Source organism: Enterococcus sp. AMC1252, assembly GCF_058216515.1.
Genome location: NZ_CM177097.1, coordinates 3,319,783 through 3,346,294, shown reverse-complemented (window position 1 = coordinate 3,346,294; position 26,512 = coordinate 3,319,783). Strand labels below are relative to the sequence as shown.

The following is a 26,512-nucleotide window of genomic DNA, read 5'->3' as shown; positions in this document are numbered from 1 at the left end:
CAGTCAACTTTGGTGGAAACTGTTTTATTTTAGTGGATTGACCCCATTAACTTTTTGATTGGATTTTTAGAAAGAATTAGTAGAATACCGGCGATTACAGCCACAAATCCAACGATACCAAAATAGGCTGATTCAGTTTGAGGTGTATAAAAACGTGCGATTTGTGCATTGATTGCCTGAGAAGCAGCATCCGCTAATAGCCAAATTGCAACCGTTTGTGATTCAAAAGCTTTAGGTGCAAGTTTTGTTGTAATCGATAGTCCAACTGGAGAAATACACATTTCACCTATGATCATAATGAAGAAGCTAAAGAATAACCACAACGGACTAACTCTGGTATCAGTGCCATACAGTAATCCTGGTACCATCAAAAGAACAAAAGATAAGCCAGCAAAGACTAACCCTAATGAAAATTTGACTACGGTTGAGGGTTGTCTTTTCCCTAATCTTGTCCATAAAGTCACGAAAATAGGTGTTAAGACAACGATAAAAATTGGGTTTAACGATTGGAACCAGCTAGGTGCAATGGAAAAACCGAACAATGTATCATTCGTACGTTCGTTCGCAAATAATGCTAAAATTGAAGAACCTTGTTCTTCTAGTGACCAAAAGACGATTCCTGCAATAAATAATGGAATGTAGCCAAGTACTCTCGGTTTTTCTTCGGCAGTCACATTTTTTGAACTCAGCATCTTAATAAAATAATAGGCAGGAAGCAAAATGCCTAAGAAACTAACGCTATTGATAAAGAATCCAATCGTTAAGTGTCCCATAATAAAGGCGCCGCCAAAAAGAACGATGACAAAAACAAGAGCAAGCAATAGCGAGTGTATGAATTTTTTACGTTCTGCCGTACCAATCGGATTTGTTGGTTTCAAACCGATAGTAGGAAGTGATTTCTTTCCTTGTAGATAATACTGTAGTAAACCGAAAAACATACCAAAAGCAGCCGCTGAGAAACCAATATGGTAGTTATAAGTTTGACCTAATGTCCCAACTACAAAGGGTGCGAATAATGCACCCATATTGATCCCCATATAGAAAATAGAGAAACCAGCATCACGACGTGTATCTGTTTTTGAATAAAGATGTCCGACCATACCGGAAACATTCGGTTTTAACATCCCTGTACCAATTACGATCAAAAGAATAGAAAGAAATAATGCGGCAATTCCAAATGGTGTCGCTAGAACAATGTGACCGACCATGATGAATACACCACCGAAGAAAACCGTTTTTCTAGCACCTAACACTCGGTCAGAGATCCAACCGCCAACGATACTGGACATAAAAACAAGCGAACCGTAAATCGACATGATTGCTAAAGCAGTTTCTTTTGGTAAACCTAAACCACCATTTGCAACCGTATCATAGATATAGTACAGTAAAATTGCCCGCATACCGTAGTAACTAAATCTTTCCCACATCTCAGTGAAGAAGAGTGTAGACAATCCTTTTGGCTGTCCCAAAAATGACTTGTCTAACTGCTGATCATCCATAAATAATAACCTCAATTCTTTTTAATATTCAGAAAATTCATTTGCCCTAGAATTTCTGAAAAAAGTATATAGAGCTCATTGTAAACTGTTACTCTTTTAAATATCATAAATTTTCATGAATAGACTATAAGAATAATGGAGCTTTTATTCATTTTTTTTTCATAATTAGTAAGAGAAAGGAAGCTTTTTTTGCAGATAATAACCGAGAGACAGCAAGAGTGGGCATCACTCAAGTATTTGATTTTATCAAAATCTCAACCAGATTATAAAGCAATCAGAAAACTATTTGCGACGAATGGATGGGGGGAAGAAAAGGAGCGAGCATTTCGCAGCTACCTTCAACATGCATTAGCTAAGCCAAGCAAAAAAGGGAATAGCGTAAATGCTTATCAACATGTTTGGGGGTACTTTAAAACCAAAGCAACAGAAATCGAACGGGAAAAATATGAAGAATTGATCAAAAATTTTTCTCTAGATCAAGATGAAGTATTGCCATTTTTAAAAGAGCTAACGTTAAAATATCAAGAATCCTATTTATTACAGTCAAAATTACTCTTTCCAGAAAGAAATAACTAAAAAAAAAGAAAAAATGGTTTGGATAGCGAAAAGTGCTTAAAGTTCGTTATTTATGTAAAAACCATTTTTTTTGTATGTCTAAAATGCTAATGACGATCAATAGACGAATATTAAATAAAGAGAATTGAAAAAACATATTGAAATTCGAAGGGAAAATGAGTATACTGAATCAGTGGAAAAACGAACGAGGAGTGTACAAATGAACAAGAATGTTCCGTATTTTATCGTAGCACCTGGAATGGTTTTATTATTATTTTTCTTGATGATTCCTTTGGTTACAAGTATTTTACCAACTATTTTCTCAGATCAAGGGGTAACAGTGAGCAACTACCTCGATTTTTTTAAAGACGAATATAACATGTCGATCTTTTGGCGCACGATCAGGGTTTCGTTGATCGTTACGTTTATTTCGATTTTACTCGGAATCCCAACAGCTTACTACATCGCTGGGGTCAGTAAAAAATGGCGTGGGATTTTAATGGCGATGACCTTGTTTCCGCTGTTGACTAATTCAGTTATTCGTAGTTTTGCTTGGATCAATATTCTAGGGAAAACAGGTGTGATCAATACATTATTGATGAAAACAGGCTTGCTTGATCAGCCGCTAAACTTACTATATACAGAATTTGCTATTATTATTGGCTCTGTTTATCTTTTTTTACCAACGATGATCATGACACTTGTGGGCGTTATGGAGAATATCGAAGGGGAAATGCTGGAAGCTGCTGAAACGTTGGGGGCAAGTCCGTTCACAGCTTTTCGGAAAGTGGTTTTGCCGCTTTCTATTCCCGGAACGATTGTTGGGAGTATCTTGGTTTTTACAGGGACACTGACAGCCTATACAACACCGCAATTGCTAGGTGGAAATCAGAAAATGATGATGTCGACCTTCCTATATCAAAAAGCCAATACATTAGGAGAATGGAATGCAGCAAGTGTTTTAGCCTTGATCATGATTGTTGTAACGTTGATTGTTATGAAGGGTCTAGATGTAGTAGCCAAAAAAGTTGATAGGAGAGAAGCAAACAATGCGTAAACAAAAAGGGATGTCGTTGATTGCAATCCTAGTATTTTTATTTTTATTCTTACCACTTTGCCTGATTGTTATCACCTCTTTTGGGACAGCCGCCGCGATTCAGTTTCCGATCAAAGGATTTACACTAGATTGGTATGCCAAAGCGTTGCAGTCAGATACCTTTATGAGCAGTTTTAAATTAAGTTTGATTATCGGTGTACTAGCGACTGTTTTAGCACTGATCGTTGGTATTCCAGCATCGTATGCCTTGGCGCGTTATTCAGTTAGAGGAAGAAACTTTATTAAAAGCTTCTTTTTATCACCGACTGTGATTCCAGGGATTGTTGTTGGGTACACATTATTTCAATATATTGTCATCAAATTAGGCTTACCGATTTTTCAAGGATTATTGATCGGACATTTTCTGATCAGCTTACCTTATATTATTCGAGTAGTTGGTTCAAGCATGGAACAGCTGGATTATTCGATGGAAGAAGTAGCCTGGACATTAGGTTGTACGAAAAGTCGAGCTTTTATTCAAATTGTCTTGCCTAATGTATCTTCAGGTATTTTTGCCGCATTTATGTTGGCATTTGTGAATTCATTTAATAATGTTCCTGTTTCAATGTTTTTGTCTGGACCAGGTGTGACAATGTTACCAACTTCTTTACTTAGCTATATGGAATACAATTATGATCCAACTGTTTCAGCCATTTCAGTAATGTTGATGTTACTTACAATGGGCTTGATGTTTTTGATTGAAAAAACATTGGGGTTAGCTTCCATTGCATAAATAAAAGAGCGAGCAATCGCAGCTTTTGGACTTATAGGTAGAAAGAGGAGAAAACTTTGACTTTTGTTGATTTAAAAAAAATACGTGTCAGCTATGATGGCAAACAGGATATATTAAAAGATTTAAGCATTTCGATGGAAAAAGGTGAATTGGTTTCACTGCTTGGTCCAAGTGGATGTGGGAAAACAACTACACTTCGAGTGATTGCAGGCTTGATTAAACCAAACGATGGCACATTTGAGCTAGATAAAGATGATTTGACGAAAGTACCTGTGCATAAACGAAATTTTGGTATGGTATTTCAAAGCTATGCATTATTTCCACATTTGACGATTGCTGAAAATGTTGCATTTGGACTGAAATTAAGAAAAGAAACGAAAGAAAATACTAAAGAAAAAGTCGAAAAAATGCTGGAAGTTTGTGGTTTAGAAAATCTTGGAGACCGTTATCCCAAGCAACTTTCTGGTGGACAAAGACAGCGTGTAGCCTTAGCTCGTGCCTTGATCATTGAACCTAAATTATTATTATTAGACGAACCTTTAAGTAATTTAGATGCAAAATTAAGAGTAGCGATGCGAATTGAAATCAAACGTATTCAACAACAATTAGGTATCACAACAGTATTTGTGACCCACGATCAAGAAGAATGTTTTTCTATTTCAGATAAGGTCGCAATCATGAATAACGGTGTGATTGAACAATACGATTCACCAGAGAGAATCTACCGTTTGCCAAAAACCAAATTCGTGGCACATTTTATCGGATTTGAAAATTTCTTTGCTGTGACAAGAAATGTGGAAGGCCAATATGAAAGTGAAAATGGTCAGTTATTCACAACGACTAATCCACAGCCAGAAGTAACCGAAACGGTTGCGACGATTCGTCCAGAAGACATTGAAATTGTGGAAGCAACAACGCAAAACTCACTTGAAGGAACCGTTCGTATTAGAACTTTCTTAGGGAAAAGCTATCAATATGAAGTAACAACACCACTTGGAAAGTTGTTAGTTAATGGAACGAGTGAACAGATTTACGAAACAGGAGATACGGTCAATTTAGTTTTTCCAGCAGATAAACTAGTTGTTTTAGAAAAATAATCGATAAGATGAAGGAGAATAAATAGAATGAAAAAGAAACTAATGATCGGTGTTTTAGCAACAGCAGTTTTATTAATGGCAGCTTGTGGCAATAGCGAAGCGAATAAGAAAGAAGAAAGTAAAAGTGGTAGTAAAGCACTCGTTGTTTCTACCTTTGGCTTAAGTGAAGATATTGTAAAAAAAGATATTATTGCCCCTTTTGAAAAATCAAACGATGCAAAAGTGACCTTAGAAGTAGGAAATAGCGCAGATCGTTACACAAAATTATTGAATAATCCCAATGCTGGAATCGATGTAATCGAATTAGCACAAGCCAATGCAACACAAGGTGACAAAGAAGGTCTCTTTGAAAAAATAACTGAAAAAGAAGTACCAAACATTAAAGACTTAACAGCTGGAGCAAAAGAAGTTTACGAAAGTGGAGCAGGTATTCCAATTGCAGTTAATAGTGTAGGTGTCGTTTATAACAAAGAAAAAGTCGGCAAAGAAATCACGAGCTGGGATGATTTATGGTCATCTGACCTTAAAGGGAAAATCTCTGTTCCAGACATTTCGACAACAGCAGGCCCACTGATGCTATACATTGCCAGTGATCATGTAGGTGTTGATATCACAACTGATAAAGGCAAAGCGGCCTTTGACGCAATGAAAGAGTTAAAAACAAATGTGGTTAAGACCTATTCAAAATCATCAGACCTTGCTAATATGTTCCAATCAGGTGAAATCGAAGTTGCGGTTGTGGCTGATTTTGCTGTTGATATCATTCAAGGTGCTTCTAAAGATGCAACGTATGTTGTTCCTGAAAGTGGAACATATGCAAACTTCAATACGATCAACATACCGAAAAATTCCAAAAATAAGAAATTAGCCTATTCATTCGTTAACGATCGTATCAGTGAAGCGTCACAAAAAACAAAAGCCGTTTCATTGAATGAAGGACCAACCAACAGTAAAGTAACACTTGATGAAAAACAAGCAGAAAATAAGACATACGGTAAAGTAGCAGATCGGGCAAAAACAGTTGATTTTTCGTTTATTAATGACAATTTATCTAATTGGATCGACCAATGGAATCGCACAATGAACCAATAAAAAAGCAAGAAAGGCGATAAGTATGAAAGTAGATATGATCATTCAAGATGTTTGGGTTTTCCAAACGGCAACACAATCTTTTATCAAAAAAAATGTCTCTATTAAAGATGGGAAATTTTACTACATCAGTAACACAGAGCTGGATCACTTGACGCCTAACACAATCATCAAAGCCGAGAATCAATATATGATTCCCGGCTTGATTGATGCCCATATGCACATTGAAAGCTCAATGACGACACCGACGATTTTTTCAAAAGCGGTATTACGTTATGGGGTAACAACGGTTGTGGCAGATGCACATGAGATGGCGAATGTCTTCGGTTTAGAAGGATTAAAGGAATTTATGAAAGCTGAAACAGAGCTGGATATTTTCCATGCGATTCCTTCCTCTGTTCCTTCGACTACACCAGAATTAGAAACGACTGGTGGTATCATCGGACTTGCTGAAGTGGCAGAGTTATTGAAGCATCCTAAGATTATTTGTTTAGGTGAAGCGATGAACTTCAAGGGAATTGCGTATGAACCAGAGTCGTTGATTCGAAAAATTATCGATTTATGTAAAAAAGAACGACCAACGATGCCTTTAGAAGGACATTGTCCTAAAATATACGATGAAGAGTTGGCTGCTTTTTTATTTAGCGGCATTACATCGGATCATACACATCAGTTTCCAGAATCGTTAAAAGAAAAAATCGAAGCAGGCGTTTTTATCCAATTCCAAAATAAATCGATCACACCTGAAAATATGCAAGTTATTATAGAAAATGAATTTTATGAATATGCTAGTATCATTACTGATGATGTAATGGCGGATGATTTGCTCCATGGTCATTTGAATGAGAACTTGAAAAAGGCAGTAAAAGCAGGTTTACCGATCGAAAAAGCGATTTACATGACGACTTACACACCAGCAAGACGGATGGGATTACATGATCGTGGAGAAATTGCGCCAGGTCGTACGGCAGATTTCATTTTATTAAATGATTTGGAAGAGTTTACGTTTGAGGCTGTTTATAAATCAGGTAAAAAAGTTTATGAACAAGGAGCAGAAATAAAATATCCTTCTCTGGTGGAGTCATTTCCAACTGAGTACAAAAAATCTGTTCATTGCAAACCACTTACAGTTGCTGACCTAGTAATCAAAGTGGCAACAGATAAAGAAAGTGTTCGCTGTAATGTGATCCAAAAACAAGAAGTAGGAACATTCACCGAGCGGATCACGAAAGAAATTCCCGTGAAAGATGGGATTTTACAATGGCAAGAAGCTAACTGCGCTTTATTGATTGTAATGGAAAGATACGGTAAAAATGGCAATATTTCCATATCACTAATGGATAAACCAATCACTGAAAAAGGCGCAATCGCAACTACTTGGGCGCACGATCATCACAATGTAATGGTGATGGGTAATAATGTAGAAGATATTGTGACCGCGCAAAATGAATTAATCACGATCCAAGGCGGTTATATTGTTGTTTCAAAGGGCGAAATAACAGGGAAATGTCCTTTGCCTATCGGCGGAATCCTGTCCCAAGCACCAATTGAAGAACTAGGCAGCGACTTACAAAAAGTTCGCGCAAGTATGCAAGCGTTGGGCTACAAAAACATGAATGAAATCATGTCTTTTTCTACATTATCTTTGCCTGTGTCACCTGCAATCAAGGTGACAGATAGGGGCATGATGGATACGAAAACACAAGAATTTTATCCATTGATTTTCCCGGAAGATGGAGTTTTGTTGAATGAAGACACTCATTAAAAATGTTCACATACTTGCAATGGATGAGCATTTTTCGGAAATAAAAAATGGATTTGTATTGGTTGAAGGCTCGGTGATTTCTAAAATTGGTCATGGCTCTGAGCTTGTTTCAACGACTATCCATGCAGACAAAGTAATCGATGGGAGGAACGGTATACTGATTCCTGGTCTGATCAATACCCATACACATGTAGGAATGATTCCATTTCGTTCATTAGGGGATGATGTGCCAGATCGACTCCGTAAGTTTTTATTTCCTTTAGAACAATATATGACAAAAGAATTAGTGAAAGCTAGTAGCGACTATGCAATTGGTGAAATGTTGTTGAGTGGTGTAACGACATTTTGTGATATGTACTATTTTGAAGATGAGGTAGCTAAAAGTTGTAAAGAAATGGGAATCAGAGCACTTGTTGGAGAGACAATCATTGATATGCCAACTTGTGACAGTCCAACGCCATCTGGTGGCTTCAACTATTGTGAAACGTTTCTGGAAGCGTGGCAGAATGATCCGTTGATAACACCGATCATTGCACCTCATGCACCTAACACAAATAATCCAGAAATACTAAAAAAGATCGTGACGCTCAGCGAAAAATATAATGCACCAATTACGATGCATGTATCTGAGATGACCTATGAAGTGACTGAGTTTCAAGAAAAATATAATCAAACACCGATAGAATTTTTACAAACATTAGGATATTTTGACCGTGACTTTATTTTAGCTCATTGCATTTTGGCAACTGAAAAAGATTTGGAAATCATTGCTTCTTCGACAGGGAGAGCACGTGTTGCACACTGTATCGGAGCGAATACAAAATCAGCAAAAGGGGTAGCTCCTGTCAAACAAATGCTCGAAAAAAATATTGTTGTAGGTCTAGGAACTGATGGACCAAGTAGTGGCAACACTTTAGACTTATTTAGCCAGATGCGTTTGTTTGCTAATATGCATAAAACGTATAATCAGGATCGCGCACTTTTTCCTGCAAAAGATATTGTCCGTCTGGCAACAATAGGGGGTGCTGAGACGTTAGGTTTGGTGGATCAAGTAGGCTCAATTGAAATCGGAAAGAAGGCGGATCTGACATTAATCGAAACGGATTCTGCAAATATGTTCCCGATTTTTGATCCATACGCTGCAATTGTCTACTCAGCTAATGCCGGCAATGTGGAGGCAGTTTGGGTAAATGGTCAACAATTAGTGAGTGAGAAAAAAATGCTCAAACGAGAATTGAAAGAAATCAAAGAAGTACTGTTCCGAGAAATGAAAGATTTTGTCGTTGAAGCAAAAAAATTATCATAATAAGTATGAGGCTAGGACATGACTCGCAGCGTTATGTCCTAGCCTCATATTTTTCCAATTTAATTCGATAGATATGTTTCAATCGGTTTTTGATAGTGTTGCCAATCACTTTGGGCTGTATTGAAATAATTAGCTAATAGGAAGCCGATATATGGACCAGTGGTTAAACCAGAAGAACCTAATCCACTGGCAACGACTGCGCTAGGAGCGTCTGGCAAATAATTGAAAAATGGTGCGAAATCTGATGTATAGGCACGTGTTCCAACACGGTAAACAGCTGGATAACTTTCAAAAAAGTTCGATGGTGCTAGATAAGGAACTGTTTTTTGCTTCAGTAGAGAAAAGGCTTCTTTTGTGGGGGTTAAATCAAAACCTCCGTCATTCTCATGCGTTGCACCAACAAGAATCTGTCCAGCTTCAAAAGGAATCAAATCACTTTCTCCATCCAACATCGCAACCGGCCAATTGCCACTTTCTTTAAAGGGTGTTTCAAAAGCCAGTAATTGTCCTTTTTGGGGACGAATATCAGTCGTATAGCCAAGAGAGTCTAACAAGGAAGGTAAGCCTGGTCCGCTACAAAGTGCAACTGCATCGAATTGTTCAGTTGCAGCAGCCGTTTGAACGATCCAGTGATCAGAACTTCGGCTGAGATTGACTGTATCTGTTTTTATGGTGATCATTTTTAATAGTGCACGTTGTCTTAATGTTTCTAAGTAGCTAGCACCATCTAATTTCCCACCCCCTGTGATAAATAAGGCAGGTTGTGCTTTTAATAAAGGCAACTTTTCTGTGACTTGTTCTGCAGTCAATAATTGAATATCTCCGATTTCAGGTGCATCTTGTTTTCTTTCTATGGCTAGTTGCATCAAAGAATTAAGTTCACCGTCTTTTCTGAGAATCAGGGTACCAGTTTGCTGATAAACACTTGTAGGCAAAGAAAAATCCCGTACTAATTTAGGATAAAATGCCGCTCCATCTTTTGCTAGTTGATACCACTTTTTATTACGACGTTTAGAAAGCCAAGGGGAAATAATCCCAGCGCTTGCTTTTGTTGCTTGTCCAACTGGATTATCGTAAATCGTTACACTATATTTTTCTAAATCAATATAGTTGGCTAAGGTCAAACCAATGATCCCACCGCCGATGATGGCTAATTTTTTCATAAGTAACTCCTTTTATATCCTTATAGAATCAAGTAATTCATTTTTACATAAGTTTGTAGAGGATGCAAGAAATTTTGAAGTGTTAGATTTTCTTAGAAATTTAACTATAAAAATAAAATTTGGTAAAAGAATCATAGGAACATGATGAGAAAACGCTTATTTTTATGGTATGATAATGAGAGTTACATTTTTTGAAAATAACGTTTAATCATGTAGGAGGGGACTAAATGAGAAATACAAAATTAGGGTATTTACTAGCTGCGGCAAGCTGTATTGTTTTACTTAGCGGATGTGGCTCTAGTAAAGAAAAAGCGAACGAAACAGGTCAAAAATCAACAAATAGCGAACAAACATTTTCAGTCGTGGCAAAACAAGAAATTCCATCGATCGATGCATCTGTTACAAACGATGTTGTTGGTTGGGGTGTGCTGAAAAATACAGGGGAAGGGTTATTCCGTGCAGACAAAAACGGTAAACTAATCCCAGCAGGTGCCGCTGAGCTACCTAAAGTCAGTGAAGATGGTTTGACTTATACCTTTAAATTACGTGAGAATGCTGTATGGTCCAACGGAGATCCTGTTGTTGCAAATGATTATGTATACGGTTGGAAACGAACCGTTGAACCTAAAACTGCTTCAGAAGTTGCTTATTTGTTTGAATCAATCAAAAATTATCAAGCAATCATGGATGGGCAGACACCAGCAAAAGAACTAGGTATAAAAGCATTGAATGACCATGAATTAGAAGTAACATTAGAGTCACCAGTGCCATACATGGAATCCTTATTATCTCTGCCGCCATTTTTTCCGCAAAATGAAAAAACAATTAGCGATAATGGGGCCAAATACGCTAGTTCAAGCGAACATATGGTTTATAATGGCCCGTTTGTATTAAGCGACTTTGATGGGGCAGGGACAGATACCAAATGGACCTACTTAAAAAATGAGAAGTATTGGGATCAAGAACATGTTACGATGGAAAAAATCCATTTTGATGTAGTAAAAGAGGATGCGACGGCATTAAATCTATTCCAAGATGGTCAAACAGATGATATTGTTGTGACTGGTGAACTGGCTCAGCAAATGGTAGATGATCCCGCATTTTTCTCTCAAGATATGTCAAATGCAACGTATGTGGAATATAATCAAGCAAAAAAAGAATTCCAAAATGAAAATCTTAGAAAAGCTATTTCCTATGCTTTAGATCGTCAGACTCTAGTAACACAAGTCTTAGGAGATGGATCCATTGCAGCAACAGGTTTAGTACCGAAAAATATGTCATTTAACCCTGAAACTGAAGCTGATTTTGTGAAAGATTCTGGTAACCATTTAAAATATGATCCGGAAAAAGCCAAAGAATATTGGGCAAAAGCCAAAAACGAATTAGGGATCGACACGCTTAAAATCAACTTACTTTCTTCAGATGCCGATTCTGCAAAAAAAGTGGTAGAATACATGCAAGGTGCAATTCAAGGAACCTTAAAAGGCGTGACAGTTGAAGTTTCGTCAGTACCGCTTTCCGTTCGTTTAGAACGTGGGAATAAAGGCGATTTTGACATGATTTTAGTGGGATGGGGTGCAGAATACAACGATCCTAGTGTGTTCCTAGAATTATTTGCATCAGATAATATCAACAATAGTGGTAAATATGCTAACAAAGAATTTGATAAATATTTGAAAGCTTCGGCCACAACAAATGCAGGTGATCCAAAGGCTCGTTGGAATGATTTACTGGAAGCAGAAACTATTTTGATGGATACGATGGGTGTTTGCCCAGTATACCAAAAAGCTGAAGCACACTTACGTAATCCAAAAATTAAAGGTATATTGCCATCTGGTCCGGAATATGATTACAAGTGGACATCCGTTGAATAGTGACGAAAAATAGAGAAGGTGGGATTAAATGATTCATCGCTATATAGAAGTAACAGGTTCACCCTTTGAACGAGGGGTCAAAATCGGCGAAGTGTTAAAAATGCAGATTGAAACAAACTTATCTAGTCAAAAATTATTTTATAACGATCCAACTGAAATTATTATGAAATGGTTGGAAAAGGCTCAAACATATCTTGAGTACACTGAAAGATTTGCGCCAGATGTGGTTGCTGAAATGCGAGGTGTTGCCCAAGGGAGTGGTGTGGCTTTTGAAGAGATTTTATATCTATATACAGTATATGAACGATCGTTCTTTGATGAATTGATTAGTGATAAATGTACGTCATTTGCAGCTGCAGGAAATGCCACTTTTGATGGTTCTGTGATTTGCGGTCAAACAAATGATGAACGTCTTGATGAGTATCGATCGGAAGTGGACTGTGTTGTACATCATGTGGATCATGCATCTGATTTTGAATCACTGATTTATAGTCATCCGGGTATCCCAGCTTATATGGGGATGAATAATTATGGCTTAGCAGTTATGTGGACATATATCGATAATGGTCAGCGTCAAAATGGTGTGCCTACAGCTGGAATAATTAGAGAACTGATTAACAAGAAAAGCCTCACAGAAGCACGAGATTATCTTTACAGCATTCCTCACGCAGTACCAAATCAATTTAGTTTATCTCATGCTAATGAAGGAATCGCAAGTTTTGAGTGTTTTCCAAATAAAATTTATGCACATGAGCCAGCAGATGTAATGATCCATGCAAATCATAATAGCATTGCGTTAGAAGAACCTGAAGAAGGTGGTTCTAAGACATCTCATTCCCGTTTTGAAGCGATGGAAGCGATCGTAAGTGAAAATTATGGTATTATCGATGCAGAGATAGGCAAACAGTTTTTAGCTAACCATCGTAATTTTCCTAAAAGTGTTTGTAATCATCCATCACCAGAACATCCATTATCCAAATCATTAGCCTCGATGGTATTTGATTTAGGCAAAGGAGAAATGCATTTAGCGTTTGGGAATGCTTGTGAACAGCCGTTTCATACCTACCGATTCAACCAATGGTTTGGTCAATAAAAAAGTCCGAGACAAAACTAATTTTTAGTTTTGTCTCGGCTCTTTTTTATCACGTGTGCTATTTTTTAAATGTGTTAACAAACGCGCCATATGTGTCAATAATCCAGCATAATCAGCTTTTTTAGGAGGCATACCGCCGTATAAAGTTTGCTCATATAATTCTGTTAATTGAATAAAGCTACCATGGAACTGTGGGTACTCATTCTCAAATCGTTTCGCATAAATCGTTAAAGGTTCGTTTGTTTGCCGATATAAAATTCGCTCTACTTTGCGTAACATTATACTATAGGCATTAGTGAACTGATTAGGGTGAACGCTTAAATAGAGACTAAAACAAAGCAAGAAAAAGTATTTTTTCAATAAGAAAGCACAAATGGTTAATAATACAAATAGTAGAGCAAGTGCCATATTACGGAAAATTGGAAGCAACTTAGTCAATTTTCTATTTTTGGTATCTTCTTTTGCTGAGCTTTCTGTATTATTTGAAGTAGTTTCGGTCGTTTTTTTTGTTTCAGTCGGAACCGTTGACTCAGCACTACTATTTTCAGAGTTACTTTCTGAGGTAGGACTACTAGTCACTGTAGACTGACTAATAGTATTTGTAAAACCAGGTGTTGGTTCAAAAGGAATCCATCCATATCCTTGAAAATATACTTCTGGCCAAGAGTGAGCATCACTATTTTTAATAGTATATTCTTGATATTCCGAGCTTTGATTATTCGTGACGTTCCCAGAAGCAAAGCCTTTTGCCCAACGACTGGGGATTCCAATCGAACGAAGCAAGAGGATCATTGAGCTGGAGAAATTATCACAATAGCCTATCTTTGACTCAAAAAGAAAATAATCGACATAATCTTCATTTTGGGGTGTAAAAGGTGTATCGATCTTTGAATAGCGATAATGGCCATCTTGTTTTAGATAATGTTCGATAGCTTTGACTTTGCCTAAAAGTGATTCTTGATTTTCCGTTAATGAAACAGCTAAATTCTTAACACGTTCTGGTGTAGTCATAGGAACTTGAGTCATTTGAACATCTTCGGAAAACACATAAGGTACTTGTTGTAATTCTTCTTGTGTAAAACCAGGCTTCTTCCAAGTGAACTTGATTGTTTCTGGTGCAGCTAAAAGTTTGATATGTTCTTTTTCTTTGATTTGTTCTGTTCGACCAATCTCGTTAAACGGAATCGAAATATCGCCATAAGGGTAAGGCAAATATTCTTTGGATTTGGAGAATGATAAAGTGATCGTAGTTTCAACACCTAAAGTACCTTGATATTCGGGATTTGTTGAAATGATCAGTGGTTGATCCTCGGGAACTGTAACCGCTTCAGAAGTATTTTTCCATCCTTTTCCAGAAAAATAATTTTTAGTTTCCACTCGCCAATAATGACCATATGATTGTTTGGCAGTGAAAAGAATGGTTTGATCGTCTGAAATTGGACCGCCTAATTGTGCATCATTTTCACTAAAACCTGATCTAGATGCAGTATTTGAACCGTAGTCTGCGATTTGATGATAAACGCCTTGACGATTCATATAATTACGAATAGGCGCAGTTTCAGTAAATAAAAAGTTCTGAGTCTGAGGAAATATCATAGGGAACAAATATGAGCCCGCGGCTGCTAAAAATAAAATGAACCCGATTGATAAAAATAACGCCTTCTTTTCTTTTTTAGTGATTGCTGATGGGAAGTGCTTCAATCCATAAAAAAGAATAGCAAAACCTGTTATTGAAATTACTTGGATACCTAAATTTAAGTGATTAAAAACTGCTAGCATGAGTAGGTAACTAACGAGTAGCGTGTACCCCATTTTCCAACGCTCATAACGAATGAACAAAACGTTTAAGATGATCAATAAAAACAAAATAATAGGTAATGCAAAAAAATCAGGTAAATAATTGATTTCTCCACTTAGCATTTTAGGATAGCTATGCAACATTTTCTGAATAAAACTGCTGAACCAAGAAATGCCAAATAATCGATCAGCTGGAAAATAGTAGTAAAGTATGAATAAATAACTAAGAATATACAGTGGAAAAATGATTATATGCCTTTTAATGAGTACTGTTAGACAGCAAATCAGAGCGAGCATCCCGACGAAAAACAGCGTATTCGACTGATCTAACTCATAGACCTTTAAAAAAGGTAAGCTAGCAGTTACGAGTATCAAAAAACTCAGGACAGCAAAAGGCCACTTTTCTTTTATCCTATTTTTCAAGAGTAAGCCCCCCTTTACGGATAGAGCTGACTTGATCTTGCCAATCTAGACAGAGATCTTCCCCCTCAAATGTGATTAAAAAGACATCATTTTTCTTTTTTAAAGAAGTCAGTTGCTCTGTAAATTGATTTGTTTTGCTCGTAGCGAAAATCACTAGTTTTTTATTAGTAAAATTTGGTAAAAGACATTCTTCTAACAGCGGAGTCATTGCCGAAAATAGATGTTCTCTCTGGATAGAATTAGGGACATCAGCTAGAATTGTCTGCTGAAAAGACAGCTTACTTTCAACAAAACGAATAAATGAATAATAAATAGAGAGCAGTTCTTCAAAGTTTTCGTTAGACAAACCATAAAATAAGAAATGAAGATCTGTTTCAGCTTCATGCTCATATTCTTTAACGATCAACTCATTCCTTTTTCCAGACTGCTTCCAATCAACTGAATGAAAGGAGTCTCCCCTTTGATAGTTACGGAAATTCCGAATCGAAAAGGTTTGTTCCCCGAAAAAGCTAGTAAAATTAGGGTTAGAATGCAGCAAATGCTGGTAAATCTGTTCAGCTAAATCCCATTGTAGTGCAGGCATGATCACAAATGGACCTGTTACCATTGATTTAGAATGCTTAGAAAAAATTTGAAACAAGTCGGAGCTTATGAGATCGAATGACAATTGATGAAAAACGCCTCTTTGTGTAGGAGTCCACTCCAGAATCAGTTCCTGACGTTGCCCAGAATAACGTGATAAGTATGGTATTTTGGTCGATGATTGATTTTTGAAAACAATCATTAGTATAGGGATTTTAAGCAATGTTGGGCGGTGACGAAAAATTTCTAGCTTAATTTTATTTGGTCGATCGGCTTCGTAGAATGAAAGTTCCGTCGACTGAATCTGGATTTTTTTTAATGATAGACTCATTGTAACGGCATCCCAAATGAATAAAAATGTTAAAAAGAAAAATAAAAGCCAGCCTGTTGGGTTGTTAAATGTAATTGTGTATAGAAAAACAGCAATAAAAAAAATTAAGATACTCAGAGCGCGTATGAGGTTATTAACCATATATCGTTTCATAGCTATTTCCTAACTGGAACGGGTACACGCTTGAGGATTTGTTCCAAAATTTCTTGTAATTGCTCAGAGGATGCCGTATGTCCGCCTTTTAATAAAAGCCGATGTCCGAATGTTGCTGGCAAAATTTGCTGTAAATCGTAAGGTGTGACGTAATTTCTTCCTTCAGTCAAGGCAAACGCTTTAGCTGCTCGGATAAATGAAAGCGATCCTCTAGGACTGATTCCGAGTGCGAGCCCATCGTGATTCCGAGTCGCGTGAACCAATTGTAATGCGTACCTAGCAACAGCTGAATCAACATAAATCTCATCAACAATTCTTTTTAACTGACTGACTTCAGACGAGACTAAAATTTGCTGGACGAGGTCCAATTCATTCCCGGTTTGATTCAATAGTAGATTCAATTCATCTGTAAATTCAGGATAACCAATGTTAAGCTTGAATAAAAAGCGGTCTAGCTGAGCTTCAGGTAATGGATAAGTTCCTTCGTATTCAAGTGGATTTTGTGTTGCTAAGACAAAGAAGTGATTATCTAAAGGATAAGTATGGTTATCGATCGTTACATGTTTTTCCGACATTGCTTCTAATAAAGCGGCTTGGGTCCTTGGCGTCGTTCGATTGATTTCATCCGCTAATAGAACTGTTGTAAAAACAGGCCCATGATGAAACTCAAACATTTGAGACGCAGTGTTGTAAACCGAAACACCTAAAATATCACTAGGTAGTAAATCGGGGGTAAACTGAATCCTGTTAAATTGACCATGAGTTGCTTTAGCCAAAGTTTTAACCATCATGGTTTTCCCAACTCCAGGGATGTCTTCAAATAAAACATGTCCGCCAGCTAAGAAAGCAGTCACAGTTAACTGAAGTACATCACGTTTCCCTAGAATAACTTTTTCCATTTCATCAATCAGCAGAGTAATTTTTTTATGGGCTGTTTCAAGCATATTATGTAATCTCCTTATTGTAAAAGCTAAGCAAAGGATACGAGAATCTAGTTTGCAAAGCCCAGTAACATGTGTTTTTATTTTATTGTATAGATAACTTTCATCTAGTGCAAGATACCATAAGAGTTTCTTAATATAGTGAGAAAAAAGATTTGATAAAGATAGTTGTCTTTTTTTAGAGCTTGATTTAGCAAAAAAGAAATTGAAAGAGAGTATTTGGCTTAGAAAAATACGATAGTACTGCTGTATTCAAAAGATAGGGCTTACAATTTGGTTTGCAGAAAAGTGAGGAAATGATTACAAAAATCTCATAAAGTTTGCTGGTTGACGAAATACATGAGAATTTCTTTACTGAGGCTGTGATATGCTTAAATTCAAGAATGGAATCCAACATTCTTTTTAAAATAATTTGAAAGAGGGAACTAGAATGAAAAAATCATTAAAAGGGATTGTTTTAGCTTCACTGATCAGTACTCAAATGTTAGCAGCACCTATTTCTGCTTTTGCAATAACTGCTGAATCAACTGAAAATAGTGAGCAAGTTGGACCTCACAATGCTGAAGAAGCTGCTGCTTCAAACACAACAGAAGAAACTCAAAAAGAATCAGTTGCACCTGAACTGCCTCAGCCAGAAGAACAGGTAGAGACTACGGTCGGAGAAACGGCTGAAATGCCGATATCTGAAGGAACACCTGAGGTTCCAACAACGCCTTCAGAGGAGCTGCCTGCTATAACTGCAAGCGAAGAAAAAAAGCAAGCTGTGAGAGAGAAAATCGCTAATGCACAAACGATACTTGATGAAGGCACTTACATGGCTGAAACAACAATTCCGTTAAGAGCTGCAATGGCTGGAGCAACAGCGTTATTGGGTGAAGAAGGAGTAACAGATGAGCAACTTGACGCTGCAATAGCTGATATTGATGCAAGAATAACTGGTTTAGTTAAAGCAGAAGTTGAATTAAGTTTTGCAAGAAACTTAATAATGGCAATTGATGAAGCAACTCAGCTCATAAATAATACAGATGACTTTAAGGATATTTATACACCAGCATCTGTAGCTGCTAAAAAAGCTAGTATTCAAAAATCAATGGATGACGGAAAAATTATTTTGGCTGAAGTCGTTGATGTAAATGGAAAAATTGTTCCAGATTTAGCAGTTAATAATAGAGATCGAATAGTTGCGGCAGCAGATGCGATTATTACTGCAATCCATGACGGCAATGGGTTAGTTCATAGAGGCCATTTAGTAGATATTTTATTAGAAGCGGGTCAATTAGAAGGCGCAAAAGTAGCTTCAGATGGAGATAAAGCAGATTTTGAAACTGCACTGAAACAAGCGACAGATGCATTTGATAATGCACTGACTAATGCTGAGGCAGATGCAGCAGTGAGTGCTTTGCGAACTGCGATGAATAATTTACGTTTAGTTGTTGTTGTATCAGCAGTAGATGAAGAGGGTCGTTTGATCATGAATCAAGCAGATACATCATTGAATGGATTGTACAAAGCGACTTGGACTGCTGAGCCGCCAGTGATTGAAGGTTATGAATATGTTTCTACCAACAATGAAGCAGTTACATTTGCTAGAACTGTTGGCCAAGCAGTGTCAGGAACATTTGGTGATGGTACAAATGACGTGACGTTTGTTTATAAAAAGACTGCGGATCAATTCGAATTGCCATATATACCTGCACCGAAAGAACCTGCTACTGATACTAGTCAACCTAGTATTGTTGGTGTAGCAAATGATTTAGGGAATAATACAGTAAATAATGGAAATAAAACCTACTATTCGAGTAAAAAATTACCTAAAACAGGTGAACAAGCAAACGCAATGGCAAGTTTTGGACTAATGGCAGTTGCAGCTAGCGCATTAGCGTTTTTCAAAAAAAGAAAGATCGAAGAGTAAGGGGTTAAATTAAGCAATAAAAAACACAATATAAAAAAGAAGCGAAGGTCAACTATCTTAGCTTCTTTTTTGTATCTAAGACAAATAAATATCAATATCAAATGATTGAGTCCATACTATTAGTAAAAGTAACGGGAGGAAATAACGATGAATGGAAGGCAAAAAATGAAGGCGGTCGGCTTTTTTGAAGGATTACCTATTGAAAATACAGCTAGTTTTGTAGATGGATGGAAGACGATCCCGACACTTGAACCGCAAGATATTCTTGTAAAAGTCAAAGCGACCTCAATAAATCCTATAGATACAAAATTAAGAAAAAGGACAAAGAAACAAAGCCAACTACAAGTTTTAGGATTTGATTGTGTTGGGGAGGTTGTAGCTGTTGGTAAAGAGACTAAAAAATTTATTGTTGGGGATCGTGTTTTTTATGCTGGGACAACCAAAAGAGCTGGGAGTAATCAAGAATTCCAATTAGTAAATGAAGGAATTGTAGCATTGGCTCCTAGTAATTTAAGTGATGAACAAGCAGCGGCATTACCGCTAACATCGCTGACAGCTTTTGAACTATTGTTTGAAAAATTCGGTCTAATTCCGAAAGAAAATGCGAATCAAGGAAAAACGATTTTGGTAATTAATGGAGCAGGCGGTGTAGGATCGATTTTAAATCAACTTGCACATTGGGCTGGAATGATCGTATACGCTACTTCTAGTCCAATAAATTTTGACTGGTTAAAAAAGATGAGGGTAGATTATCCTATCGATTATCATCAAGATCTTAAACAAAGCTTAGAAAAGTTTGGTGTTGAAACTGTTGATTATGTAGCAGTTTTATTCAATATTATTCCGTATTATGAAATGACGGCTGAACTGATTAGTCCTTTCGGTCACATAGGAACAATTGTCGGTTTGGATGAAGTGCTGGATATTAGTTATTTGAAAAATAAGTCCGTTAGCTTTGATTGGGAGTATGTGTTTGCTAAAACTGACTTTGATTATCAAATCAATACACAAGGAGAAGCACTTACTTTGATTGCTCAACTGGCAGATTCTGGTAAGATAGAAGCTCCTGTAGGAAAAGCGTATACAACTGGGATCAATGCGGCGAACTTGAAAAAAGCTTCAATAGATGTTGAAACAGGTCATATGAGAGGGAAAGTCGTAGTTAGTGCTCCTTTTAACGGAAATGAGTGAGTTATTTTTAGACAGTCGTTTTATTGCAAAAGCTGAGATTATAATCAAAAAAATTGCTTTCCTAATTATTTTATCTGATTGAACTAGAGATTCATAATGAAAGGTTAGAGCATATAAGCTTATCTTGTTGGGTGTTATGATTGATGGTGTCGATCAAGTCGATTCAGCAACAGCTTTGAGTTCACCAACCTATGAAAAATATAAGAGTAATCCAAAATGAACCGACCTCTAAAAGATCAGTTCATTTTGAAAAAAATTAGTTTTGATTAATAAAAATTTATTTCTCTTGTTTTACTTTTTTTAAAATATATTGATAGTTTACAAACCCGATTAGAACAAGTCCAAGGAATAACCAGATAAAGGTTGTTTGGTCACCTGTAGCAGGGAATTTCTTTTTACCAGATAGATTAGCGCGGGTAGATGTTTTTGGTACTTGGCTGTTACTACTCAAATTACTTGGTACTTGGTTTGTGGAATTTGTTGTTGATTTCTCTGTTGTTGTTTTTTCAACAGTAGAGGTCGTTGTTCCAGTAGTTTCAGTTGAATCGGTGGACGTAGAAGGTTCTGTTTTATCGTTATTTTTTGTGAAAATATACGTCACTTCTTGGTCCTGTTCGGAGAATGAACCAGTGGTTGCCCCGTTTACTTCTTTAAAAGTAAAGCCCTTGATTACTGGTTTCTCAGTCTTGAAAGAATCGCCAACTGTGCCAGTCAAGACAAAATCGTCTTTGATTGTTTTATCATTAGTATCTACATAATGTACGATCACCTTGCCGGTCAGTACAATGATTGGTGCAGGTGTTTTTTTGTAAATAAATGTTACTGTCTGTTCTTGATCAGAGAAGTTACCAGAAGACGCCCCTATTGTTTCTTGTAATGTATATTCAGGAATTGTTGGAGCTGAAATGTCAAATGATTGACCGACTAATCCTGACCGCGTTTCGGTAGGCAACAGTTCATTTCCGTTAGAATCTCGGTAATGAATCGTTACAGGTTGTCCATCGTCAACGACATTGAATTGGTGCAAATAAGTTCCAGCAGAAATGGCATAAAAAGTAAACCCTTCAGGCTTAGCATATGAATCTGCTAGATTATTTAAACGTGCATTGTATTTAAAACTAGATAGATTTTTAAACTCATCTTCTGTTACATTTAAAACGGTGATTCCTAAATCGGTGATTTGTAACCGATTTGCAGATAATTGAGTACCGTTAAAATCAAAATAAGTATTACTAGCAGAATTAGACGTTGTAAACGGCGGAATATGCCCATCGAAGTTCGTCATTCGATTTGGCATCATCGAAAAAGGAATATATACTGTTTCTTTGTCAAAATCATAATTTAAAGAAGAACGGCCAATTGTTGTTGGTAGATCATTTCGTCCTGTATTTTGTCCAAATGCAGCTAAATCATTAAGAGCAGGGAACTCGTTGATAACAGTAAAATCTGTGATCCCGCAAAATTGAACAGAAAGTGATTTTAGCTTAGGAAGTACTTTTAAAGGCTCAATTGTTGTAATATTCACATTAGAATCCATATAAATACGTGACAATGATGTTAACTGAGCAATTTTAGGTAATATATCGTTATCGATGCTAGTAGAACCTAAACCAAGATTGAGCAGACCAGTGCTTTTGCTTAAATCAGGGAAGTTGGCACTAGTTAAGCTTTTGGTTTGCAGTGTCACATATGTTAAAGAAGAGAGTTGTTCTAAAGGGCTAAAATCAGTTATATTATTATTTGTATTAATATAGATGGAGCTTAAGTTTGTAGCATGTTCCAATCCTGAAAAGCTACTTAGCTGTGCAGAATTAATGGAAAGATTAGTCAAACGTTCCATATCTGTTGCTGTTAACTCACTGTTTACAGGCAAACCTAGCGTTGAAAGAATCGCTTGTTTTAAAATTGGATCTGCAATAGTGATAGTATCTATTCTGGGAGCCATCATAGTTGTTACGTCTTCTTGTGCAGTTGTAGATTCAGTCGTTGCCACTGTGGTTTCGTTGTCAGCTGCATTAGAGCTGGATTTTTCTGGGATAATGCTTTCTAAAGTTGTAGAAGATTCAATCGTTGTTTCGGCTGTTTCGCTACTTTCTGGTGACTGAGACGTATTGGTTTGTTCAGCTGTGGGTGTAGTATCTTCGGCAAAAACAAAAGACGACGAGAGAAAAGTCGGGGCTAAAAGAGCAAGAAGCATGAGTGTGTGGATTGATGCTTTCTTATGTAATGATAAAGTAGTTCTGTTTTTCATATGTATTTCCTCCGTATTCATAATAAAGTGTGTAATGACAATAAAAGAACATTATCACAAACCATTCTATCATAAAAATGTGTTTAATATTAAAATAATATTTAAAAAAAGATATATTTTCGTTAAAATTAATATGTAAATGTCAATTTAACGGGAGATAGCTACGATGAGATTGGAGAAATATTGAAATTTTTTTTATTTTATGGAAAATAGTAGTATGAACGTAAGAGCAAAAAGGAGACAAGGTTTTAATGAGTAGATTATAATAAAATAGTCTGATTGATGAGGTGAAAATTCTATCTTCGGTTTTTCATTCAGCGTTTAAGATGAGGAGTATATGGCATGACATTAAAACAAAAAATCATAGCAGAGAGTAAACGGTTAGGTATCGATAAAATTGGTTTTGCTTCAGCTGAACCATTCTATGAATTAGAAGATTCCTTGAAAGAACAAAGAGAACGTGGGTTTAATTCTGGTTTTGAGCATCAAGTGATCGAGGAACGGATTTATCCAGAAAAAACTTTTGAAAATCCCAAAACGATTATTTCTATTGCCTTAGCCTACCCGACTAAAATAGATGGAAAAGTTCCTAGAGATGAAAAAAGAGGGATGTTTGCTCGAGCTTCTTGGGGAATTGATTACCATGATGTTTTGCGTGATCGGTTAGGTAAGTTGATCGATTTTATTCAGTCGCAGGCCCAAGATCTAGAAGAAACGGAAAGCTGGCGTTTTGCGCCTCAAGTAGATACTGGAGAATTAGTGGATGTTGCTGTTGCACAACGGGCTGGTCTAGGATTTATCGGAAGAAATGGATTGTTGATTACAGAAGAGTTTGGTTCTTTTGTTTATCTAGGTGAGATTGTTACAAATATCGATTTTGAAGTAGATGAACCTATTCCTTTTGGCTGTGGTGAGTGTACGCGTTGCGTTACAGCGTGTCCTACACAAGCACTTTTAGGGAATGGCAGTATGAATGCCAAGAAATGTTTATCCTATCAAACTCAAACGAAAGATATGATGCCGGAAGAATATCGAAAAAAAATGCATAATGTTATCTATGGATGCGATATTTGTCAGCTAGTTTGTCCTTACAATAGAGGGAAAGACTTTCACTTTCATAAAGAAATGGAACCAGAGGTTGATACCGTGTATCCTAAGTTAAAGCCAATGTTAAGCATGTCGAATAAAGAATTTAAATCTCAGTTTGGACACTTGTCGGGTTCTTGGCGAGGGAAAAAACCGCTTCAAAGAAATGCCTTGATTGCCTTGGCAAATCTTGGGGATCGAAGTGCTTTACCTGAAATTTTAGTTTGTGCCACAGAAGACGTTCGACCAGTAATTAGGGGAACTGCAGCTTGGGCAATCGGGAAACTAGGGAATAAAGAAGCAGAAAAATGGCTTACTGTTTTAAATGAGTTGTTGGAAAAAGAGCCGGAGGAAGAAGTGCTTGTGGAAATAAAGAATGCAATCAAGCAGTTGGAAAAATAAGATAGAAAAAGCACTGAAAAGACTTCTTTTCAGTGCTTTTTGATACTCAATTAATAAAATTAAGCTTTTGCAGCTTCTTTTGGTTCGCGGCCTAAAATAGCTTGTAAGACTGTTAATACGCCATATGAAGCTAAAATTGTGTAAATCAAGCTTGAGTACGTTAGGATATCGAAGTCCCACGTTTTGTAAATAACTAAAACAATTGCTAAAACAATACCTGCAAGAACGTTAAAGAATGCAAAAGCCCATAAATTTCCATTTTCTTTACGTGAAAGATAATAGATCGAAAACCATAAACTTAAAATGCCCCAAGCGATGCAGATTAAAATAGCTGCCCAATAAATAATAAATGCTACCACGAAGTTTCACCTCACTTTTATACATTAAGTATTCTATCACGTTCTCTTTTGTTTGTCATGAAAAGACAGTGAAAAACCCGACATTTTTCACTGTTTCTTCCTTGATTTTGTTGGAAATCATTTTATTTGTTAGAAGAATGATGATTAACAAAAATAAAACACTTCTTTGAGATTTTATGCGAATATGTTTTCTATCTAACCTGTATTTAGGCTATAATAAAACTACTAGGAGTTGAGATGATGCAAACAACGGATGGACAAAAAGCTGTAAAATTGATTGAAGAGGCTAAAAACGTCGTCTTTTTAACAGGTGCAGGGGTTTCGACTGCTTCTGGTGTACCTGATTATCGTTCTTTATCAGGGATTTATCATGGAATTGAGCGACCAGAGTATTTGCTGAGCCGGACATGTCTAGTAGAAGAACCAGAAAAATTTTATTCATTTATACAAACCTTGTATCATCCCTGTGCTAAACCGAATAGCATTCACTTGAAAATATCAGAACTTGAAAAGACCAAGGACACTTGGACCATTTCTCAAAATATCGATGGCTTACATTCACAAGCTGGAAGTCAGAATTTAGTGGATTTCCATGGAAGTTTATATGAGTGCTATTGTAGAAAATGTGGACAAAAAATTCCAGCAAAGACTTACTTGAACTCTGATCGCCATGATTCATGTGGCGGGCAACTTCGTCCTAATATCGTTTTATATGAGGAAGGGTTGGACGAGCGGGTAATCGAAACTTCAATTGAAGCTATTGTCAATACAGAATTAATCGTCATCGTGGGAACGAGTTTTCAAGTTCATCCGTTTTGCGATTTGATTCATTATGCAGCAGAGACTGCAAACATTTTAGTGATCAATCAAACACCGATTCAATTAAACCGAGCAGCTTATTTTGTTAAAGAAGATGCAACGAAAATCTTTGAAACTATTTCGATAAAGGAGCTTTAATATGGAAAAAATAAAATCAGAACGACAAAAAATGATTGATGGTGAACTTTATTTTGCAGCAGATCCAGAATTAGTAACAGCTCGAAAATTTGCTAGAGAGCAGATGAAATTGATTAACAGAGAAGAAGATGAACAAGTCCGCCGTCAATTAGTAGAAGAAACATTTGGTACGACCGGAACAGGTAGTTACATTGAACCATCAATCAGTTTTGATTATGGGTTTAATATTCATGTTGGAAAAAATTTCTATGCAAATTTCAACAGTATTTTTCTAGATATATGTCCGATTACGATCGGGGATAACTGTATGTTTGGACCAAATGTTCAATTGTATGCTGCGACACATCCTTTACATCCAGTTAAACGAAATAGCGGCTTGGAATATGGCAAACCAATTACTATTGGTGATAATGTTTGGCTTGGTGGCGGAGTTGTGATCACTCCTGGCGTGACTTTAGGTGATAATGTCGTAGTGGCGGCGGGGGCAGTTGTAACAAAATCATTTCCAGATAATTGTGTGATCGGCGGAAATCCAGCGAAAATCATCAAAGAAATCGAATTGGATGACAAACGTTCAGCACTCACGATCCAGCGAGATAAAATCAATACAATAGACAAACAAATCGTTAGCTTATTAGAAGAACGGATGAATATAGTTGAGGCAATCGTTGAGATTAAAAAGACATCCGATCAACCAATTTTAGATGTTGCAAGAGAACAAGAAGTATTAACAAAAATCGAGGGTTATGTCAATAACGATGTGTATAAAGAAGTAATAAAAGAAACCTATCAAGGCATCATGGATATTTCAAAACAATTTCAGCAAAAGCAAATGGACTAAGAAGTTAGGAGGAAGT

The 26,512-nt window shown here is 36.7% G+C and carries 21 protein-coding genes; 14 read left to right on the top strand and 7 right to left on the bottom strand.

Going from position 1 to position 26,512, the window contains the following annotated elements; translation table 11 throughout:
* Nucleotides 1–29: 29 nt before the first annotated feature.
* A complete protein-coding gene (locus tag AC4BB5_RS15855) occupies nt 30–1,499 on the bottom strand; it encodes a peptide MFS transporter (RefSeq protein ID WP_490457033.1) in 1,470 nt (489 codons plus the stop codon).
* 189 nt (nt 1,500–1,688) lie between these two features.
* Here AC4BB5_RS15855 and AC4BB5_RS15850 point away from each other — a divergent pair, with 189 nt between their 5' ends.
* The 7 genes from AC4BB5_RS15850 (at nt 1,689) to AC4BB5_RS15820 (ending at nt 9,140) form a co-directional block, all read left to right on the top strand.
* Nucleotides 1,689–2,075 (top strand): YbgA family protein, encoded by a 387-nt coding sequence (locus AC4BB5_RS15850; protein ID WP_490457032.1) that lies wholly within the window; start codon nt 1,689–1,691, stop codon nt 2,073–2,075.
* A 199-nt stretch (nt 2,076–2,274) separates the two neighbouring features.
* Nucleotides 2,275–3,111: an ABC transporter permease gene (locus tag AC4BB5_RS15845; protein WP_490457031.1), complete on the top strand. Its 837-nt coding sequence runs from the start codon at nt 2,275–2,277 to the stop codon at nt 3,109–3,111.
* Nucleotides 3,104–3,883: an ABC transporter permease gene (locus AC4BB5_RS15840; protein WP_490457030.1), complete on the top strand. Its 780-nt coding sequence runs from the start codon at nt 3,104–3,106 to the stop codon at nt 3,881–3,883. Before AC4BB5_RS15845 ends, AC4BB5_RS15840 begins: the two co-directional genes overlap by 8 nt.
* Before the next feature lie 56 nt (nt 3,884–3,939).
* A complete protein-coding gene (locus AC4BB5_RS15835; protein ID WP_490457029.1) occupies nt 3,940–4,980 on the top strand; it encodes an ABC transporter ATP-binding protein in 1,041 nt (346 codons plus the stop codon).
* Between the two features lie 27 nt (nt 4,981–5,007).
* Entirely contained in the window at nt 5,008–6,072 is a 1,065-nt protein-coding gene (locus tag AC4BB5_RS15830; RefSeq protein ID WP_490457028.1) for an ABC transporter substrate-binding protein, read from the top strand.
* 22 nt (nt 6,073–6,094) lie between these two features.
* Nucleotides 6,095–7,834 carry an adenine deaminase C-terminal domain-containing protein gene (locus AC4BB5_RS15825; protein ID WP_490457027.1) on the top strand — a complete coding sequence of 580 codons (1,740 nt, stop codon included), beginning with the start codon at nt 6,095–6,097 and terminating at the stop codon, nt 7,832–7,834.
* Nucleotides 7,818–9,140, top strand: coding sequence for an amidohydrolase (locus AC4BB5_RS15820; protein WP_490457026.1), 1,323 nt, complete (start codon nt 7,818–7,820; stop codon nt 9,138–9,140). Before AC4BB5_RS15825 ends, AC4BB5_RS15820 begins: the two co-directional genes overlap by 17 nt.
* 59 nt (nt 9,141–9,199) lie before the next feature.
* Here AC4BB5_RS15820 and AC4BB5_RS15815 read toward each other — a convergent pair whose 3' ends face one another.
* Nucleotides 9,200–10,303: an NAD(P)/FAD-dependent oxidoreductase gene (locus AC4BB5_RS15815; RefSeq protein WP_490457025.1), complete on the bottom strand. Its 1,104-nt coding sequence runs from the start codon at nt 10,301–10,303 to the stop codon at nt 9,200–9,202.
* Nucleotides 10,304–10,530: 227 nt separating this feature from the next.
* Between AC4BB5_RS15815 and AC4BB5_RS15810 the strand changes: the two genes are divergently transcribed.
* Nucleotides 10,531–12,177: a peptide ABC transporter substrate-binding protein gene (locus tag AC4BB5_RS15810; RefSeq protein ID WP_490457024.1), complete on the top strand. Its 1,647-nt coding sequence runs from the start codon at nt 10,531–10,533 to the stop codon at nt 12,175–12,177.
* Nucleotides 12,178–12,205: 28 nt separating this feature from the next.
* Entirely contained in the window at nt 12,206–13,270 is a 1,065-nt protein-coding gene (locus tag AC4BB5_RS15805; RefSeq protein WP_490457023.1) for a C45 family autoproteolytic acyltransferase/hydrolase, read from the top strand.
* Between the two features lie 24 nt (nt 13,271–13,294).
* Here AC4BB5_RS15805 and AC4BB5_RS15800 read toward each other — a convergent pair whose 3' ends face one another.
* The 3 genes from AC4BB5_RS15800 to AC4BB5_RS15790 all read right to left on the bottom strand — a co-directional run bounded on the left by AC4BB5_RS15800 (nt 13,295) and on the right by AC4BB5_RS15790 (nt 17,500).
* A complete protein-coding gene (locus AC4BB5_RS15800) occupies nt 13,295–15,490 on the bottom strand; it encodes a transglutaminase TgpA family protein (protein ID WP_490457022.1) in 2,196 nt (731 codons plus the stop codon).
* Nucleotides 15,480–16,403: a DUF58 domain-containing protein gene (locus AC4BB5_RS15795; protein WP_490457021.1), complete on the bottom strand. Its 924-nt coding sequence runs from the start codon at nt 16,401–16,403 to the stop codon at nt 15,480–15,482. Before AC4BB5_RS15795 ends, AC4BB5_RS15800 begins: the two co-directional genes overlap by 11 nt.
* 155 nt (nt 16,404–16,558) lie before the next feature.
* Complete coding sequence (locus AC4BB5_RS15790) at nt 16,559–17,500, bottom strand: AAA family ATPase (protein WP_490457020.1); 942 nt, start codon at nt 17,498–17,500, stop codon at nt 16,559–16,561.
* A gap of 427 nt (nt 17,501–17,927) precedes the next feature.
* Here AC4BB5_RS15790 and AC4BB5_RS15785 point away from each other — a divergent pair, with 427 nt between their 5' ends.
* Together AC4BB5_RS15785 and AC4BB5_RS15780 are read left to right on the top strand one after the other, a co-directional pair.
* Nucleotides 17,928–19,409 (top strand): MucBP domain-containing protein, encoded by a 1,482-nt coding sequence (locus AC4BB5_RS15785; RefSeq protein ID WP_490457019.1) that lies wholly within the window; start codon nt 17,928–17,930, stop codon nt 19,407–19,409.
* Nucleotides 19,410–19,556: 147 nt separating this feature from the next.
* Nucleotides 19,557–20,600, top strand: coding sequence for a zinc-binding alcohol dehydrogenase family protein (locus AC4BB5_RS15780; protein ID WP_490457018.1), 1,044 nt, complete (start codon nt 19,557–19,559; stop codon nt 20,598–20,600).
* Nucleotides 20,601–20,877: 277 nt separating this feature from the next.
* Here the strand turns inward: AC4BB5_RS15780 and AC4BB5_RS15775 are convergent, their stop codons facing one another.
* Complete coding sequence (locus AC4BB5_RS15775; RefSeq protein ID WP_490457017.1) at nt 20,878–22,851, bottom strand: MucBP domain-containing protein; 1,974 nt, start codon at nt 22,849–22,851, stop codon at nt 20,878–20,880.
* Nucleotides 22,852–23,193: 342 nt separating this feature from the next.
* Here AC4BB5_RS15775 and queG point away from each other — a divergent pair, with 342 nt between their 5' ends.
* Complete coding sequence (gene queG, locus AC4BB5_RS15770) at nt 23,194–24,339, top strand: tRNA epoxyqueuosine(34) reductase QueG (RefSeq protein ID WP_490457016.1); 1,146 nt, start codon at nt 23,194–23,196, stop codon at nt 24,337–24,339.
* 59 nt (nt 24,340–24,398) lie between these two features.
* Here the strand turns inward: queG and AC4BB5_RS15765 are convergent, their stop codons facing one another.
* Nucleotides 24,399–24,698: a hypothetical protein gene (locus AC4BB5_RS15765; RefSeq protein ID WP_490457015.1), complete on the bottom strand. Its 300-nt coding sequence runs from the start codon at nt 24,696–24,698 to the stop codon at nt 24,399–24,401.
* Between the two features lie 240 nt (nt 24,699–24,938).
* On the opposite strand from AC4BB5_RS15765, the gene AC4BB5_RS15760 reads away from it, so the two are divergent.
* The gene (locus AC4BB5_RS15760) at nt 24,939–25,655 is read left to right on the top strand and encodes an NAD-dependent protein deacylase (RefSeq protein ID WP_490459084.1); all 717 of its coding nucleotides are present in this window, start codon (nt 24,939–24,941) and stop codon (nt 25,653–25,655) included.
* Nucleotide 25,656: 1 nt separating this feature from the next.
* Complete coding sequence (locus tag AC4BB5_RS15755) at nt 25,657–26,496, top strand: chorismate mutase (protein ID WP_490457014.1); 840 nt, start codon at nt 25,657–25,659, stop codon at nt 26,494–26,496.
* Nucleotides 26,497–26,512 lie beyond the last annotated feature (16 nt).